We start from the raw sequence: 17,058 nt of genomic DNA, 5'->3' as shown, positions 1-17,058 counted from the left end.
ATTACTTTGCGATATCACGCAAAGAGTAAGCCTGATGTTACCCGAAAACGCCGTAATAGGCCGTCAAAGTGGTGATGAGTTTTTGGTTCTTATTAAAGACCTTCACTCACCACAAACACTCAGTGATCTCGTTAAAAAACTCACTGAAGAACTGGCAAGCAAGGTTATAATTGACGACTTTTCAATCAACATTTCAGCAAGTGTTGGTGTCGCTCTTTACCCATTTGATGCGAAAACAGCAGATGATTTAATTAAAAATTCAGATATAGCCATGATGCATGCTAAGCAATCTGGCCGTAACAATTTTAAATATTTCACAGAGCAGATGAATAACCAGCTTACCAAAAAGCTGTTACTTGAAAATGCCTTGAAAGATGCGTTTAAAGACGATGAGTTATTTAATAACTATCAGCCTATTGTTAATGCTAAAACTAAAAAAATAAACGGCGTTGAGCTTTTAATGCGTTGGAAGAACGAGCAAGGTTTTGTGTCACCTGCCGAATTCATTCCTATTGCTGAAGAGATAGGCCTCATCGATGCGTTGACTGAGCAAGCACTTGATAGAGCATTAACAGAGCTGCTACCTATGCTGCGTGCTAACCCACAGTTTTATTTATCATTAAACCTGTCACCAACGCATATTTTAAAATCGAACTTAACTGAACGTTTATTACTTATTTTGAATAATCACATGGTTAAGCCGGTTCAGCTACGTCTTGAAATTACAGAAAATACGCTATTAGAAGATAAAGAGAAAGCCTCTAAGCAGCTGCAAAAACTTAAAAATGTCGGCTTCAAACTATTACTTGATGACTTTGGCACAGGTTACTCGTCACTAACTTACCTAAGTCAATTCCCGATTGATGTGATCAAAATAGACCAAAGCTTCGTGCGTAATATCGGCCAAGATAAAAGTAATGAATCGATTATTAAAACCATCCATGCGCTGTCATCGAACTTAGGCTTATATTGTATTGCTGAAGGGGTTGAGACAAGTGAGCAAATCAGCTTCTTAACAGAGATGGGCTGCGAAGATTTACAAGGGTACTACTTCGCAAAACCCATGTTGGCCGATGACCTCATTGCAGAAAGCACGATTCAGGCAATCATTGATCGACTAAACGCGCTTTAAACCATTTATTTAAGCAGCGATAAAGCTCATCTTTATTAATGGGCTTCGAGATAAAGTCATCCATGCCAGCTACAAGGCAGCGCTTTTGGTCCTCTTCAAAGGCATTCGCCGTAATAGCAATAATGATAGCTTCGCCATACAGCGCAGGGTTCTGTTTAATTGCTTGTGTACATTGATAGCCATCCATGTGGGGCATTTGGCAGTCCATCAATATAATATCTGCCGTAAAACTTTTAAGATCTTCAAGTGCCTGTAAGCCATCGTTTGCCTTTTTGATAGTACACTGGGTGTCTTGCATCATTTTTTGCAGCACGATTTGATTTACAGGGTTATCTTCAACAATTAATACATTTATGCCACTAAGTATTGGCTTGTCTGTACTTTGTTCTGCAGTTGCTTCTGCATCGCTTACCATCAATGGCACAATAATAGTAAATTCACTCCCCTCACCTTCTTGGCTCACTAAAGAGAGCTCTCCATCCATCAACTCTATAATTCGTTTACTAATGGTGAGCCCGAGCCCAGTACCACCATATTTTCGGGTGGTCGATATATCGGCTTGAGTGAACTCTGTAAACAATTTAGCCTGCTGATCTGCAGAAATACCTATACCTGTATCGCGAATTTTTATTGCTAGTGCACTATTAACCATTTGGCATTGCATGTTTATTTCACCAGACTCAGTAAATTTACCCGCGTTACTCAAAATGTTATTGATTACTTGGCTAAACCTCAGTGGATCTAGGCGGATATACTCAGGTATGTTGTCTGCAATGCTCAAGTTAAATTTAACGCCAGATTTGACACTGGTGCTACTAAAAACTTTGGCTAATTGTGCCAGTAAGGCTTTAATTTCAACAACACGGTCTTCAAGTTTAAGAGCGCCCGCTTCAATTTTCGAGAAATCTAAAATATCATTTAAAATCAACAATAAGTTATTAGCACTTTGATGGATCATCGCCAGCTCATCACGCTCAGTTTCGGGTAGTTTAGGGTTTTCTAATAGCAGTTGAGTCATGCCTAAAATACCATTGAGCGGGGTGCGGATTTCATGGCTCATGTTCGCTAAAAATTGCGACTTAGTACGGTTGGCTTGATTCGCTAAGCGAACAGCTTCGACTAGCTCATTCGTTTTATCATTAACTTGTTGCTCGAGCTGGGCATTAAAATCGGTCAGTTTGTTATTCAACACTTCGTTTTCGTGATTCGCTTGATGCAAGCGATTAAAATTAAGCGCTAGCTTATTAGCTAAACTCGAAAACTGCGACTGCAAACGACTCACTTCTAGCCAAGTTTGTGGTAAGTCGGTATCTGTGATTGCCCGCTCAGGTTCAAATTTGTCGATTTGTTCAGCTAACTTTTCGATAGGAGCAATTAACCAGCGACTCAATTGCGTGATAAACACACTGGTTAATAAAATAATAAACAATATCATCACCAAAGACTGACCCCATGCACTCACCGCAACATTATTGGCATGTTTGCGATTGAGCATGGTCATTACAATCCAGTTATGCTCTGTTGAGCGAGCTTCTCTGGCGTAAAACTGCTGTTCGTTCTCAGCATCAAACATCTTAAAACGAGCTTCGTCTGCAAACAAATCTATTTCTTCATCTGTTAATTGTTGTAGCTCTGTAAAGTCATCTAATGTGCTAAATACCACTTTGTTGCTGGCATCTAAAATCAACAACTCGCCTTGATGACTAAATAGACTGGGCCTGAGGCCTGCAAAATAATCAAACATCAGTGAGCCTTCAACGACGCCAGTAAAGGTATCTTCAATATAAATCGGTGCTGATACTGCAACTATAGGTAAAGAACCAAAACCACGACCTTTAAATATTGTAGAGATATAACCAAGCTCATTATTAGGTGCATTTATAAAGTAATCTCTATCTGCCACATTGGCGCGAATGTTTGACTGCTGCAAACTAATCGCTAACGATTGTGGATAAAAATGAGTGACATCAGCAAGAGCATCAGCAATTATCTGTGTTCTAAAATCAGGGTATAGGTTTGCCATATTTTCAAGAGCAATTTGACGAGGGACACCGTTGGCAATGCTTCTGGCAGTGAGTACCACCCCTTTTTTATTATGATCAAGGTGAGCATCAATGGTGCGTGCGATTTCTTTGGCTTTTTCTTTTAACTGCGAATTTATCTCATACTCAATGCGCGCATAATGGTTATTGGTTAGTACTACAGAGGTTAATATGACTACCAGTACAACCAGTAAAGTAACAACATAGTTAAGTATTTTATAGAGCGACGAATAATGTTTATGCCACGAATAACGGCTAAAGAAGAAGCTCAGTAAATCAATAACAGATAAGTAAATTGCCGCATTTAAGCAGTACTTAGCAAGTGCAATAGCAATCGTTAGAATTGGTAAACCTAAAAAGAAATGGCCAAAACTCCAAAGTAGTGGCAGGCCTATCACCAGCCAAAATAGCATGCCTCGTAAAAATACCGGCCGCGCTTTTGATAAGCAGTATACCTGTAAGCAAATAAGCTCAAGTGCAAATACTATGGACGGCCACGCATGCCCCCAGCGGTAAAAAATAAACCCTGTACTTAAAATAAAGGTGATTATTGCAAACCGCCAACCAAGTAGCAGCAAGCTTAGGATCACAAAAAACTGACCAAGAAGAAATTCTGAGCTGTCTAAAAACCAAATTGGTAGTAAATTAACAACTCCCGCAATACAACCAAGCAGTACTGCGGCTAAAAAGTTGAAAAATGAAGGCTTATTTTGAAGCAAAAAAGGTATCCTAACTTCATAGTGATACCTTTAAATTAAAAGAAAATTAAACTTTTTGCCACTTTAATTAACATGGTGGCATTCATGACTCTCTATTTGCAGCACACTTTTTCCAATTTTAAAGCGCGATTGCAATAGTTTTTCGACCTTTAAGCGACATGCTTCGTCATGCTTTTCAACGGTACAATGCTGTTTTAAAACAACGTGCGCGCCAACAATAATGTCTTTGTCTTGGCGCATTACCGTGACATTATGAACATTTTGTACATGTTCAACCGAAGCGATACTTTGTTCAATATCAGCTACATTCGGCAGCTTACTTCTATTTTCAAGTAAGCCTTGAATACAACGAATGATCACTTTAACCCCAGTAAACAAGACAAAGGTAGCAATCAACATACTCGAAATAATATCAATTTCGGCCCAGCCAGTTAGGTGGATTAAAATACCAGCGAAGAAGGTTGAAACCGTTGAAATTAAATCAAAAAACGAGTGTAAAAACACCGCATACACATTAATGCTTGCTTTGCGCCCTTTGTATAGCACCCATGCTGCAGCACCATGAAACAAAAAACCAATAGCTGAAATGACCGACATTAAATAGCTATTAATTTGTAAATCATGACCATCGCTATGATGGAAGTAACGTTCACCTCCTTCATAAAGAATAATTAAGCTAATGCTTAAATATAAGATGCCATTGATCAAGCCACCCGTGAGCTCTGCTCGCTGGTAGCCATCATTAAAGTTTTTCGCGAAATATATCGCCATGCTTGAGGCAATAAGCGCGATGAATAAAGAACTGTTATGAACAAACAAATGCCCAGCATCAGCAAGTACAGCAAGCGAATTCGAATAATAGGCGCCAATAACCTGTATCACCATAAACGAGCACGTTATGGCTAAGGCAATCAACAAGCGGCGTCTAGATGCTTGGTGTGTTGTAATATCTGTCATGAAGAAGTGAAATACCTATCAGCTGGAAATGCGGTAATGATATAAAGTCTCAATTGTAATACGCAGCGCACTTAAACGCACTAAAAACTTAGTTAATAGTCCCTTTTTGAAAGTTTTTTGCACGATGTGTTACTAATAAGAAAGGAATTAGCAGCAAACAAGTAAACTGAAACACTCACTTGTAAGCTAAAAAACAGTAAGGCGTTAACAACACATGTTGTTAACGCCTTTTACTCGAAGCAGATTTAAAAAGCAGGCTATTAAACTTTAAACTGACTGACTAAATCTTTAAGGTGCTGAGCACGCGATAATAAGCTTTGCGTACCACGCTGTTGTTGCTCAGCGTTATCATGTATTTGCATTGCACTGTCTGAAATATCATGAGCCGACTGATTGATATGCTCAACCACCGTGCCCTGCTCTTCTGTGGCTGCTGCAACTTGGTGATTGCCTTGGCTGATAATCTCAAACTTCTGCTGAATAGACTGAAGTGCAGACACTGCAATATGCGTAAGCTCAGTCACTTTTTGACTACTTTGCGTACCTTCGGCAATCGCTTCTTGTGATTGCAATGATGAGCTTTGTAAACGCGAAATCTGTTCTCTAATTTCAGAAGTCGATGTTTGCGTACGCTGTGCAAGTGAGCGTACTTCATCAGCGACGACCGCAAAGCCACGACCTTGCTCACCCGCTCTTGCCGCTTCAATTGCCGCATTGAGTGCCAATAAATTAGTTTGTTCTGAAATTGCATTGATTACTTCAACAACCGAGTTGATCTCAGCCGCTTGATTTGCAAACTCACCGATACTTTTATCAACCGTGATCAAAATGTCATTCAGTTCATTCATGGTTTGTGCTGTGGCAGCCATACTTTGATTGGTTTGCACGGTTTCTCGTACCGCTTCTTCCGTGTCGCTTGCTGTGCGATGAGCAATATCAGACACCTCATTAATAGTTTGCCCCATTTCTGTAATAGCTGTGGCAACTTGATCGGTTTGCGCGCGCTGATCTTCGGTAGCAACAAAGGTTTTGTTGGCAAAGCTCGCAAGGTCGTCAATCCCCTCTCGCATCGCTTGCTCGGTGACACTGATTTCATCTACCAACTCAGCTACTTTACCTATGATGGCATTAAAGCCTTTAGCAAGATGCCCCAGTTCATTATCAACACTGTCATCTAAACGTTTTGTTAAGTCACCGCCGTGGCCTGCCATACCCAGTAGTTCGTCGCCCACACTGCGTATTTTCTTACTTAGCCAATTCGCAAAATAAAGTGTTAACACTAAAAATATACCTGCAAGCACGACACTTACGATAATCGACATCCAAACGACTGTATTAATCGCGCTTGATATCTCTTGCTTAGGCTGAACCGCCACAAGAGTAAGGCCAGTGCCTTCGATTGGCATAACCCCAGCATAAACATCTTCATCTGCGAGCTCCACTTGCGATAGAGTAAGGCCAGTATGTTTACTGCTCAAAAAGCTTTGTAATGCGCTTAATGAAGCGACGCTTGTGACTTGTTTACCAATATAAGCATCATTTGCGTGTGCAATAATTCGCTTGCTCTCATCAATTAAGAATAAATACCCTTGCTCACCAATTTTACGCGACGTAACAATGCTAGAAATATCTGAAATATCATAACCAAGCCCTGCAACACCAAGGCGTTGCCCTGCAATTTCAACCAAGGTGTTAACGTATAAAGTGAGGTGTCCGCCCTGTTCACTCACATCTAAAGCCAGCGCTTGGCGTTTATCTGAGCTAATAAAGTCAAAAAACCAACTGTCTCTTGGCTCACTTTGTGAGATTGATTTGAAAAAGCCGTCTTGTGTGTAATAACTCATTGAGTTTTTGCTTACCCAAAACACCGATGACGCACCACTTTTTCTTTGTAAGTCAGCAAAGTACGCCATCACACGTTGATGAATTGGCGAGCTTTTCTCACCTTCGTTCATCCACGTATGCAGAATTTGGTTTTCAGCTAAAGACTGTGACACAGAGATCGGGTAACGCATTTGAGCGTCAATTTCGGCAGCCACTTTACCCACAGCGTCAGGCAATAATTGCTTTTCTGTTTGTTGGTAATAAAGCCGAGAAAATTGGCTGGTATTGATTAAGGCGCTAACCACAGTGACAACAAACAATGCAATTAACACAAAACTAATAAAAATAGTGCGCAGCGATAGATTTCGCATTCAGCAAGCCTCATACTTAATGGTGGAGTTTTGGTTTTAGATCATCCTTGCGTCCTATCAATAATTTTAGGTAACAAGTCTGTGTTAAGCAATTGCTATTTAAGCTTTTACTGTTGTTTTTTGTACTAATAATTATCAAACTCAAACAGAATAGGAACAAACGCCAACTTGTACCTTTTTACTAGTTAAAACGCTAGATACAAACACCTCACTGAATAAAACCGTGCTTATTATGACTCTGCTATTATTGCCATTTTTTGCTTGTAGGTTTTTGGCGACATGCCATACCAGCGATGAAATGCATGATGAAATGCGCTAATTTCAGAGTAGCCACATAAAAAGGCTATTTCTGTGACTGAGAGATCTGTTTCGTTTAACAATGACACACTTTTTTGCTGTCTTAAACTTGCTAATTCTTTACTAAAACTTGTGCTCTCTTTTGCAAGACGGCGCTGCAGCGTTTTTTCACTCATATTAAGTGCTTTTGCCATTGCTTTACTGGTGGTTTGGCCTTGAATTAAATGCTCTTCAAGCAAAATTCTCAATACCTGCGTCACATTCGTTTGCGTCACTAGTTTAATCTGGCTTGATAACACAGGTTCACTATCGGTATTTTCGCTAAAAAACAGGCTGTGGGTCGTTGAGCCGTATTCAATTTTGCAATTAAAGTGCGCATTAATCTCACTGTGTGGCTCTTTACGCTGCAAGCAAATTCGCGTTGGGTGCCAATCTTTTCCCTTTACAGTGCGCGCTATTTTTACACAAAACGCCATGGGCGCTTCGTAGCTTAGCAGTGACATATCACGCTCACCATCACTAAAGTTAAAGCGAAGTTCATACTCACTTCCATGATCGATAAGCGACACATTATGTGTATCGCCCATCAATTTTTGATAACGCAATATCAGCCGAAAAGCACTCAATAACTGTGTTGACTGAATAATCGCCATGCCTACCACCGGAATAGCGCGTACATTCATGTTACTGCCAACATAAAGACCTAAATGGGTGTTTGGTAACATGGCTTGCGCCTGCTTCCAAAGCATACTGACACTGGCTTGTGGGTATCGGGCTGTTTGGCTACTTAATTCTGCTAAAGGAATATTTGCCGCTGCAAACAATTCATTAATTGGTAAACCCTGCCACTTAAACGACTCAGCCATAGCACGAAGCCACCAGCTTGATAAGGTTCTCATGCGCGTCCTAAATAAACAATTTAATGACCTATATTATCAAGTAAATAAAAGAATAAAAGCCTATTGTTAACCTGTAATTAACAACGGAGACAACAATATGGGCACTGTAGCAAGTAAACGCGAATTCGCGAGCTTTAAAGAGTTTTACCCCTATTACTTACAAGAACACAAAAATAAAGTCTGTCGACGCTTACATTTCATTGGCAGTTGGATTGTTTTGGCTATTTTGTTTGCCGCTATTTATCAGCAGCAATATAGCTGGCTAATTTTATGCCCAGTTGTGGGCTATGGCTTTGCTTGGGTTGGTCATTTCTTTTTTGAAAAAAATCGCCCCGCTACTTTTACACACCCTTTTTATAGCTTTATTGGTGATTGGGTCATGTTTAAAGACATTATTATTCGCAAAGTACCATTTTAGGAAAACACCATGACGATGAAACACACAGTATCAGAGCAAGAATGGCAAGCCCGTGTTGAGCTAGCTGCCGCGTATCGCCTAGTTGCTTTATATGGCTGGGATGATTTAATTTTTACCCATATTTCAATGCGTGTTCCCGGCACAGACAACGAATTTTTGATAAACCCGTATGGCATGATGTTTCATGAGATAACGGCATCAAGTCTTATCAAAGTAGATCAACAATGTAATAAGCTGCATGACAGCGAATACCCTGTTAACCCTGCGGGGTTTAATATCCATAGCTGTATTCATATGGCACGTGATGATGCCCATTGCGTTATTCACACCCACTCACTCAATGGCACGGCGGTGTCTGCTAACAAAGACGGCTTATTGCCCATCTCTCAGCAAGCTGTTGTTGTGCACTCAGGTTTGGGTTATCACGACTACGAGGGCATTGCCCTTAATCCTGCAGAGCAAGACCGTTTAGTGAATGACCTAGGTTCTAATAACTTTCTAATGCTAAGTAATCATGGCCTATTAACTGTGGGTAAAACGGTCGCTGATGCATTTTTGTTTATGTATGTTTTTGAAGCTGCATGCGCTGTACAAACTCGTACTTCACAAAATACCGAGCAACTCGTACAAGTACCTAGCGCGATTATTGAGGGTATCAAAGGGCAAACTGAAGTTGCTACTAAGGGACTGGGCGGCGCAATTGCTTGGCCTGCCTTACTGCGCTTACTCGACAATAAAAGTCCGGGTTACGATCAATAAGGATATACCATGCAAATTGATATCATGACTAAAATAGTGCTGCCTTTAGCACTATTTATCATCATGTTTGGCATGGGGTTAGGGCTTAAAAAGCAAGACTTTAGGGCATTATTTATTAGCCCCAAAGCACTTTCAATAGGCTTAAGCTGCCAACTACTGTTATTGCCAAGCGTTGCGTTTTTATTAGCAATGAGTTTTACCCTATCCCCAGAGCTCGCTATTGGCCTGATTTTAGTGGCTTGCTGCCCGGGTGGTGTGACCTCAAACCTTTATACCTATTTATTCAAAGGGGATGTTGCGCTGTCAATAAGTCTAACAACGCTAGCAACATTTATCTCACCGTTTACCTTGCCACTGATTATGCATTTTGCCATGCATACATTGAGTGTGCCGGGCCACGAATTCGCTTTGCCAGTGATTAAAACCATAGTGCAAATGCTGATGATAACGGTACTTCCTGTTTGTTTAGGAATGGTATTTAATCACTTTAAACCCCATTTGAGCTTGAAAATAGAACCCTTTATACGTCGTTTTTCGAGTGTATTCTTAATTGTGATAGTGCTTAGCATTATTCATAAAAATGCTGGCCAAATGCTGAGCTTTTTTGCGACCAGTGGCATTGCAACGCTGACATTAAACCTCAGCACGCTGTTACTAGGGCTGTTTTTTGCAAAAATATCGGGCTTAGATCACAAGCAACAAATGAGCATTGCGGTTGAAGTTGGGCTACAAAATGGCACCCTTGCCATTTTAATTGCGAGTACCTTAATCAATAATGCCGCCATGGCAATTCCTGGAGCAACCTATAGCTTATCAATGTTTGTAACGGGTTATATTTTTTGTCGCTTATTTAGCGCGCATCATACGAAACACCTTGCCATTCTCAACAAAGCATAAAAGCCAAAGTGATGACTAAAAACAAGGAAGTTTTTAATCACACAGTAATAAAAAATAGTTAAAATTTGAGATAACCAAACGAGTCTAAAATACACCTAATAACAAAGTTCATCACCCATCCTAACTATTAATTTTTTATTTATTTTTCATAACTATACCTAAATCATTAGTTATAATTTTTGCTCTGTGGTCAGTCTTGTTTAATAAGATATTTTCGTTCACTATCAATTTATGGCTTGTTATATAGGGACATATTGTGGCCGAACTTAATAACTCTAAATTGCCCGTTCATGTTGCTGAATTAAAGTTTGCGCTTGATAACGTACCCGCATACGTTTACATAAAAAATGAGCTCGGGCATTACGTTTATGCTAATAAGCTTACCTTGGGTTTATTTGCTTGCTCTGAGCAAGAATTACAACATAAAAGTGATGTGGACTTTTTCCCAATTCCTGACGTAAAAAAGCTAGCAAAAATAGACAAGCGGGTGCTCAGCGGTGAGCGTACCCGTGAAGAAGTTGAGCTTACCTTTCCCGACGGACACCAATATATTTTCTGGGAAGTGAAAACCCCTATTATTTGCGACACAGAGCCTAACAAAGTCATCGGCATTTTAGGTATTGCAACAGACATTACCGAACGAAAACACCTTGAAGAACAACTCCTCTACGCTGCCTCCACCGACCCGCTAACTGAACTTTTAAACCGCCGCTATTTTTATATTCGCTTATCGCTTGCGTTACAAATGAGCAAACGCGACCAAAACTATGGTGCAGTAATATTTATCGACCTTAATAAGTTTAAAAAATTAAACGATCAATATGGCCACAATACCGGCGACGCTTATCTTGTTGAGATTGCACAAAGAATGAAAACAGTTGTGCGCGAAAAAGACTGTTTAGCCCGCATTGGTGGCGATGAGTTTGTTGTATTACTTGAAGGGCTAAGCCGAAATGAGCAAACAGCCAAACAAAATGCCTATCGCGTTGCCGATAAACTGCAAATAGCCATCGAAGTTGAGTTTATTCACCAAAATCTTAACTATAAGGGCTCAGCCAGTGTCGGCGTCACCATGTTTTTAGGTACACAAAAAACAGCCGATGAAATTGTGGCGCAAGCTGATCAACACATGTATTTGATAAAACATGCACTGAATTATTAATACAATGCATAAAGAATAAAACTGCACTTAAATAGGTAACGATTACAAATCAATAGCGTGCTTTGCTTTGTGGTGGTAATCTGAGCAGTGAAAAATAATATTAATTGTATTAAGGAAAGTACATGGACCCCGTTTCTAGCATTTTAGACCTGTTGTTAAATGTAGAAGTCTTTCTTCTAATTTTTGTTTTAGTGCTACTAAAAAGTAGCGTTAAATTTGTGCCGCAAAATCGTGCCTGGTTAATCGAGCGTTTTGGTAAGTACCATTCGACCAAAGAAGCCGGCTTAAACTTTATTGTGCCATTTATCGACCGTATTGCCGCTGACCGCAGCTTAAAAGAACAAGCGCAAGATGTGCCTTCGCAGTCTGCTATCACCAAAGATAACATCTCGCTTATCGTCGATGGTGTGCTGTATTTCCGCGTGCTTGACCCGTATAAAGCCACTTATGGTGTTGATGACTATGTATTTGCGGTTACTCAGCTATCCCAAACAACGATGCGTTCTGAACTTGGTAAAATGGAACTAGATAAAACCTTTGAAGAGCGCGACATGTTAAACACCAACATAGTTACCGCGATTAACCAAGCATCTGAGCCTTGGGGTATTCAGGTTTTACGTTACGAAATTAAAGATATTGTGCCACCTAATTCTGTAATGGAAGCCATGGAAGCACAAATGAAAGCTGAGCGTGTAAAACGTGCGCAAATTTTAGAGTCTGAAGGTGACCGTCAGTCTGCCATCAATGTGGCAGAAGGTAAAAAGCAAGCCCAGGTCCTTGCTGCCGAAGCTGAAAAAGCCGAGCAAATTTTACGCGCTGAAGGTGAAGCGAAAGCGATTATCGCCGTTGCTGAAGCACAAGCAGATGCACTACGTAAAGTGGGTGAAGCCGCCGATACAGAGCAAGGCCAAAAAGCAATTCAACTCGACCTAGCCACTAAAGCCATTGCCGCTAAAGAAGCCATTGCTCGTGAGTCATCTGTGGTATTACTTCCTGAAAGTGGTACTGACGCAAGCTCGCTTGTAGCTCAAGGTATGTCTATCATTAACTCTTTGAATAAAAAGCAAAAAAGTTAGGTGAGCTAATGGCATTTTTAGATAACCATTTAGCCGAAGCACTGATGATTATAGGTGTTATCGCGCTAATTGTTGAAGTTGCTGTACTGGGTATGAGTACCTATGTATTACTGTTTTTAGGCTTATCTTTATTTGCCAGTGGCTTACTAATGAATATAGGTCTACTTGATACGAGTTACACTACCGCGCTTTGGAGCAATATCGTGTTTACTCTTGGTTTTGCTCTCGTGCTTTGGAAACCTCTCAAACGCATGCAGGATAAAACCGATACTAAGCCGATACATAGCGATTTTGCTGAGCTTACCTTTGTCGTTAATGCCGATGTTGATGATAAAGGGTTAACCACACATCAGTATTCGGGTATTACATGGCAATTAAAAAGTCAGTCTCCCATTGCTGCTGGTAGCAAAGTAAAAGTAACCGACAAACAAGTTGGTGTACTCTGGGTAGAGGCGGTATAACTCAGCAATAGTCAAACCTCATTTAGAGCCAAAACTCTATTTAGTTTTGTAACCGTGTTTGCTATGGTTAGAAGCACTCACGGTTACAAGCAAGGTTGCGAAAATGAACAATAATAAGGCACTCGTTGTAGAAGGTGGTGCAATGCGTGGCATTTTTGCCACTGGCGTACTGGATGCTTTTATTCAAGCTAATTACCAACCTTTTAATCAATGCTATGGCGTTTCTGCCGGAGCCACTAACATCGCAGCTTATTTATGCGCCCAATACAAACGTAACCATGCAGTGATTACCGATTACTCTTGCCGACCTGAATTTATTGATTTTGTTCGTTTTATCAAAGGTGGCCACCTATTTGATTTAGACTGGCTGTGGCAAGAAACCATCCGTGATATTCGCCTAGATCTCGACACCTTCGAAAAACAAGCCAGTGAATTTTATATAGTCACAACCAATATACAAACTGGACAGGCAGAGTACTTAAAAGCAAATGCAACACTTCTAGAAGAGCAATTAAAAGCCTCATGTGCGCTGCCGATTGCATATCGAGAATTTCCTGTTATCGACAATTTGCAACTTACTGATGGTGGCGTGGCAGATTCTATTCCTATTCGTAAAGCATACGAGATGGGTAATAAAGAAATCACCGTTATTTTATCTCAGCCTCTTGGCTATAAGAAAAAGCCTTCAAAAGCGCCTTGGTTCGTTAAACGTCTTTATAAAAACACCCCTGCATTAGCAGAAGCCACCTTAAGACGCGCAGAAAATTACAATCAAAGCATTGACTTTATTACTAATCCGCCGAGTGATTGTAAAATTAATATTATTGCACCGCCACCCAACTTTGCTGTTGGTCGAACAACAAAATCATTTGAAAAACTCAGTGCGGGTTATGAAATGGGCTTAAATGCGGGCTCACATTTTTTAACTCAAGTTGCCTAAGCTAACGCTTTAAAAATAGGAACAATTTTTAAGCGTTTTCGATGTCATTGGCTATACTTTAAAGAGTTATGTTAGCCAAGGATTGACCATGAAACTCCCCCTACCCTTTATCACTGCCCTCAGGCTTTTAATACTCTCTTTTCTATGTTTTTTTTCATTTTTTAGCCAAGCTATTGAATGGCCTCAACAAGTGCAAACATCACAAGGCACACTCATTGTTTACCAGCCACAACCCGAGAAACTAAACGGTAATACTTTAACAGCCCGTGCAGCAATGTCATTTTCGGTTTCAGGTAGTGACGCAGTGTTTGGCGTATTTTGGTTTACCGCTAAACTAGATACTGACCGCGAAAACGATACCGTCACCGTTCGCAATATGACTGTCACCGATGTACGCTGGCCTGAGTCAAAAGATGCAGGCGAACAAAAGTTTACTGCTGTCGTTAATGAAGCAATAAAAACCAGTCAATTCGAAACCTCGCTTTCGCAACTGACCGCTAGTCTTGAAAGTGCAGAAGCAGCAGAACAAAGTTTAACGCAGTTAAAAACCGACCCTCCAACGATTATTTTCACAGAGCAACTGTCGGTATTATTGAGTTTTGATGGTGAACCTAAGTTTAGTAAAATTGAAAACAGCCAATATGAGCGCGCTTTAAACACTGCCATGACAGTGATTAAAGATAGCAAAAGCAAACTATGTTATCTCACCGATGGGCAATTTTGGTATCAGGCAAAACAAGCCAAAGGGCCTTATGACTATACTCAGTCGCCACCGGCTGAACTTGTAAAAATGCTTCCTAAAGATACCGAAAGCTCAGATCTAAGTGCGCCACCAGCCATTGTTGTTACAACTAAACCCACCGAACTTATTTCAACTGATGGCGCAGCTAAATGGAAAAGCTTAACCGGTGGCGAGCTCATGTATGTGTTTAACACTGAAACCCCGTGGCTACGTGAAATGCAAACGAATAACATGTATGTCTTGTTATCTGGACGCTGGTATCGCGCAAAACAACAAACAGGCCCATGGACCTTTGTACGTGGCGACGAACTACCAGAAAGCTTTGCCAATATTCCACCTGAATCAGATTTAGGGGGCCTCAGAGTTTCAGTTGCTGGCACTGAAGAAGCTGACGAAGCAATATTAGATGCAAAAGTGCCGCAAACAGCGGCTATCAGCCGTAAAGACACTAGTTTAACTGTGTATTATGATGGTAAACCTAAGTTTGAACGGATCCCGGGCACGCAAGTTTCTTATGCCATTAATACCGATGCACAAGTGCTGCAAATTAAAGGCAAATATTATGCAGTCGATAATGCAGTGTGGTTTAAGGCAGACTCCGCACAAGGCCCTTGGCTTGTTGCTGATAGCATTCCAAAAGATGACATCGCAAAAATTCCTCCAAGTTCCCCCGTTTACAACGTCACTTACGTCGAGATATACGAATCAACTCCTGAGGTGGTGTATGTTGGTTATTACCCAGGTTACATGTGGTCATACCCTTATTATGGCGTGCCAGTGTATGGAACGGGTTGGTATTACCCGCCATACTGGGGCGGTGGCTACTACTACCCTCGCCCACCAACTTGGGGGTTTAATATTGGCTATAACAACTGGACGGGTTGGTCGTTTGGCTTAAGTTGGAGCAATGGTTTTTTAAATCTAGGTATGAATTGGAATGTTGGATGGCCAACCCATTATCGACCTTATCATTGCTGTAATGGCTGGTATGGCGGTGGTTACCGCGGCCCAGTTATTATTAATAATGGCAACATCAATATTGGTAACAAAATTAATGTCGGTCATAAACCTGGCCACCATAATAAGCAACCAAGGCATAATATTTATAAACGCGATCAGAGTAAGTCTCGTCTTGCTTCAAAGCAGCAAGTGAAACGCGATTTAAAAACAGCCATCAGCCAACGCGATAAAGCAAACAACGTGTTCGCCGACCAAAAAGGTAACGTGCTCAAGCATGATGCCGATAAATGGCAGCAACGTGTTGAGGGTAAATGGCAAACATTACCTACCGATAAACAGCAACAAATCAAAGATCGGGCACAAAATATTGACCGCCAACAAGTGCAAAATAAATTGCAAAGCATAGATAAAAGTAAAGCGAAGCAAACATTACAGCAACGCCAGCACACTCAAAATAGGCAACAAAATCGTATGCAGCAATTAAATAGGGCAAATAGAGCACGTCAGCAAGGTATGCAGCGTCAACAAATGCGCCGCAATACGCAAAGGCAAATGCCTAATCGCGGCCATTAATGTAAAAACAGGAACAAAACAAAGCCAGTGTAAATACTGGCTTTGTTACCTTAACCAGAGCCAACGCCCTCTGTGGCTACCTTTGAGTCGTAATAGATATATCTCTTAAGAAAAAGCCTGCAAAACAATTGCAAAAACTTGCTTAAAACTATTTCTCTATTAGCTTTAATACTAAGTCCTTACAAAAATTTGCACGCTCATGTTAAATAACTACACCGTTCGTACGCGATTAGCCGTCTTGGCTTTGTTACCGGTTACAGTTTTTGTGATCACCTCTATTTTTACAATGTCTATTATGTCGGGCATGGTAAAAGGCATCGACAGTTTGTATGACGATAGAGTCATCCCCCTTGAGCAGATAAAAACAGTATCGGACAATTACGCAGTTAGCATTGTTGATCTATTCCATAAATACCGCGCTGAGCAAATTTCAAAAACTGACTTTCTATCCGCCGTTGAAAATGCAAAAAATGTTGCTGATAGCAAATGGAAAAGCTACTTAGGGACCAAGCTAACCACAGAAGAGCAGCGCTTAGTTAATATCGTGGAAAAGAATCTCGCTGTAGTAGAAAGCGAACTAAGCACATTTTTAAACCAAGTAAAAAGTGACCAACTTAAAGCAGTACCTAACGAGGTATTCGTAAAAAATCTTTACGATGTGTTTGACCCTCTCAGTGAAAGCTATCAAGGGCTAATAAACTTACAAATCAATGAGGCTAACAAGTTTAAAAACGCCGCAGATAAAGATTTTGCTCAAGTCAGTATCGCTATGACTGCCTCTATCACTGTATTAATAATTTTATTATTGGCTATTGCCTTTATTATATAC

Annotated in this window: 14 protein-coding genes; 10 read left to right on the top strand and 4 right to left on the bottom strand. The window is 40.6% G+C overall.

Annotation, left to right across the window (positions count from 1 at the left end; translation table 11 throughout):
* Positions 1 to 1,132: putative bifunctional diguanylate cyclase/phosphodiesterase (locus L1D51_RS15285; RefSeq protein ID WP_239964054.1), on the top strand; the 1,132-nt coding region annotated here is incomplete at its 5' end.
* Here L1D51_RS15285 and L1D51_RS15280 read toward each other — a convergent pair.
* From L1D51_RS15280 to L1D51_RS15265, 4 genes are all read right to left on the bottom strand, one after another.
* A complete protein-coding gene (locus tag L1D51_RS15280) occupies positions 1,107 to 3,893 on the bottom strand; it encodes a response regulator (protein ID WP_239964053.1) in 2,787 nt (928 codons plus the stop codon). The two genes, L1D51_RS15285 and L1D51_RS15280, sit on opposite strands and share 26 nt — an antisense overlap.
* Positions 3,894 to 3,956: 63 nt before the next feature.
* Positions 3,957 to 4,850, bottom strand: a complete 894-nt coding sequence (locus L1D51_RS15275; RefSeq protein WP_054562467.1) for a cation diffusion facilitator family transporter — start codon at positions 4,848 to 4,850, stop codon at positions 3,957 to 3,959.
* Positions 4,851 to 5,110: 260 nt separating this feature from the next.
* The gene (locus L1D51_RS15270) at positions 5,111 to 7,045 is read right to left on the bottom strand and encodes a methyl-accepting chemotaxis protein (RefSeq protein WP_239964052.1); all 1,935 of its coding nucleotides are present in this window, start codon (positions 7,043 to 7,045) and stop codon (positions 5,111 to 5,113) included.
* Positions 7,046 to 7,275: 230 nt separating this feature from the next.
* Positions 7,276 to 8,241: an AraC family transcriptional regulator gene (locus L1D51_RS15265; protein ID WP_239964051.1), complete on the bottom strand. Its 966-nt coding sequence runs from the start codon at positions 8,239 to 8,241 to the stop codon at positions 7,276 to 7,278.
* Positions 8,242 to 8,338: 97 nt separating this feature from the next.
* On the opposite strand from L1D51_RS15265, the gene L1D51_RS15260 reads away from it, so the two are divergent.
* The 9 genes from L1D51_RS15260 to L1D51_RS15220 all read left to right on the top strand — a co-directional run.
* The gene (locus L1D51_RS15260) at positions 8,339 to 8,659 is read left to right on the top strand and encodes an Mpo1-like protein (RefSeq protein ID WP_054562470.1); all 321 of its coding nucleotides are present in this window, start codon (positions 8,339 to 8,341) and stop codon (positions 8,657 to 8,659) included.
* Positions 8,660 to 8,668: 9 nt separating this feature from the next.
* Positions 8,669 to 9,418, top strand: coding sequence for a class II aldolase/adducin family protein (locus tag L1D51_RS15255; RefSeq protein ID WP_239964050.1), 750 nt, complete (start codon positions 8,669 to 8,671; stop codon positions 9,416 to 9,418).
* A gap of 9 nt (positions 9,419 to 9,427) precedes the next feature.
* On the top strand, positions 9,428 to 10,315 hold the full coding sequence (locus L1D51_RS15250; protein WP_239964049.1) for a bile acid:sodium symporter family protein: 888 nt from the start codon (positions 9,428 to 9,430) through the stop codon (positions 10,313 to 10,315).
* Positions 10,316 to 10,571: 256 nt separating this feature from the next.
* Positions 10,572 to 11,477, top strand: coding sequence for a sensor domain-containing diguanylate cyclase (locus L1D51_RS15245; protein WP_239964048.1), 906 nt, complete (start codon positions 10,572 to 10,574; stop codon positions 11,475 to 11,477).
* 122 nt (positions 11,478 to 11,599) lie between these two features.
* A complete protein-coding gene (locus L1D51_RS15240) occupies positions 11,600 to 12,553 on the top strand; it encodes an SPFH domain-containing protein (protein WP_239964047.1) in 954 nt (317 codons plus the stop codon).
* An 8-nt stretch (positions 12,554 to 12,561) separates the two neighbouring features.
* Positions 12,562 to 13,014: an NfeD family protein gene (locus tag L1D51_RS15235; RefSeq protein ID WP_239964046.1), complete on the top strand. Its 453-nt coding sequence runs from the start codon at positions 12,562 to 12,564 to the stop codon at positions 13,012 to 13,014.
* Positions 13,015 to 13,117: 103 nt separating this feature from the next.
* Positions 13,118 to 13,954 (top strand): patatin-like phospholipase family protein, encoded by an 837-nt coding sequence (locus L1D51_RS15230; protein ID WP_239964045.1) that lies wholly within the window; start codon positions 13,118 to 13,120, stop codon positions 13,952 to 13,954.
* Positions 13,955 to 14,144: 190 nt separating this feature from the next.
* A complete protein-coding gene (locus tag L1D51_RS15225; RefSeq protein ID WP_239964044.1) occupies positions 14,145 to 16,229 on the top strand; it encodes a carbohydrate-binding family V/XII in 2,085 nt (694 codons plus the stop codon).
* 199 nt (positions 16,230 to 16,428) lie between these two features.
* On the top strand, positions 16,429 to 17,058 hold a 630-nt coding region (locus L1D51_RS15220; RefSeq protein ID WP_239964043.1), incomplete at its 3' end, for an MCP four helix bundle domain-containing protein.

Origin of the sequence: Pseudoalteromonas shioyasakiensis (assembly GCF_022398475.1) — a bacterium.
Lineage (GTDB): Bacteria > Pseudomonadota > Gammaproteobacteria > Enterobacterales > Alteromonadaceae > Pseudoalteromonas.
The sequence above is the reverse complement of the archived record's forward strand: the minus strand, read 5'-3'. Positions and strand labels throughout refer to the sequence as shown.

Bases quoted from the DNA above. Each gene is read 5' to 3' on its own strand.
- L1D51_RS15275 (WP_054562467.1), bottom strand. From the start codon at position 4,850: ATGACAGATATTACAACACACCAAGCATCTAGACGCCGCTTGTTGATT.
- L1D51_RS15270 (WP_239964052.1), bottom strand. From the start codon at position 7,045: ATGCGAAATCTATCGCTGCGCACTATTTTTATTAGTTTTGTGTTAATT.
- L1D51_RS15265 (WP_239964051.1), bottom strand. From the start codon at position 8,241: ATGAGAACCTTATCAAGCTGGTGGCTTCGTGCTATGGCTGAGTCGTTT.
- L1D51_RS15260 (WP_054562470.1), top strand. From the start codon at position 8,339: ATGGGCACTGTAGCAAGTAAACGCGAATTCGCGAGCTTTAAAGAGTTT.
- L1D51_RS15255 (WP_239964050.1), top strand. From the start codon at position 8,669: ATGACGATGAAACACACAGTATCAGAGCAAGAATGGCAAGCCCGTGTT.
- L1D51_RS15250 (WP_239964049.1), top strand. From the start codon at position 9,428: ATGCAAATTGATATCATGACTAAAATAGTGCTGCCTTTAGCACTATTT.
- L1D51_RS15240 (WP_239964047.1), top strand. From the start codon at position 11,600: ATGGACCCCGTTTCTAGCATTTTAGACCTGTTGTTAAATGTAGAAGTC.
- L1D51_RS15235 (WP_239964046.1), top strand. From the start codon at position 12,562: ATGGCATTTTTAGATAACCATTTAGCCGAAGCACTGATGATTATAGGT.
- L1D51_RS15230 (WP_239964045.1), top strand. From the start codon at position 13,118: ATGAACAATAATAAGGCACTCGTTGTAGAAGGTGGTGCAATGCGTGGC.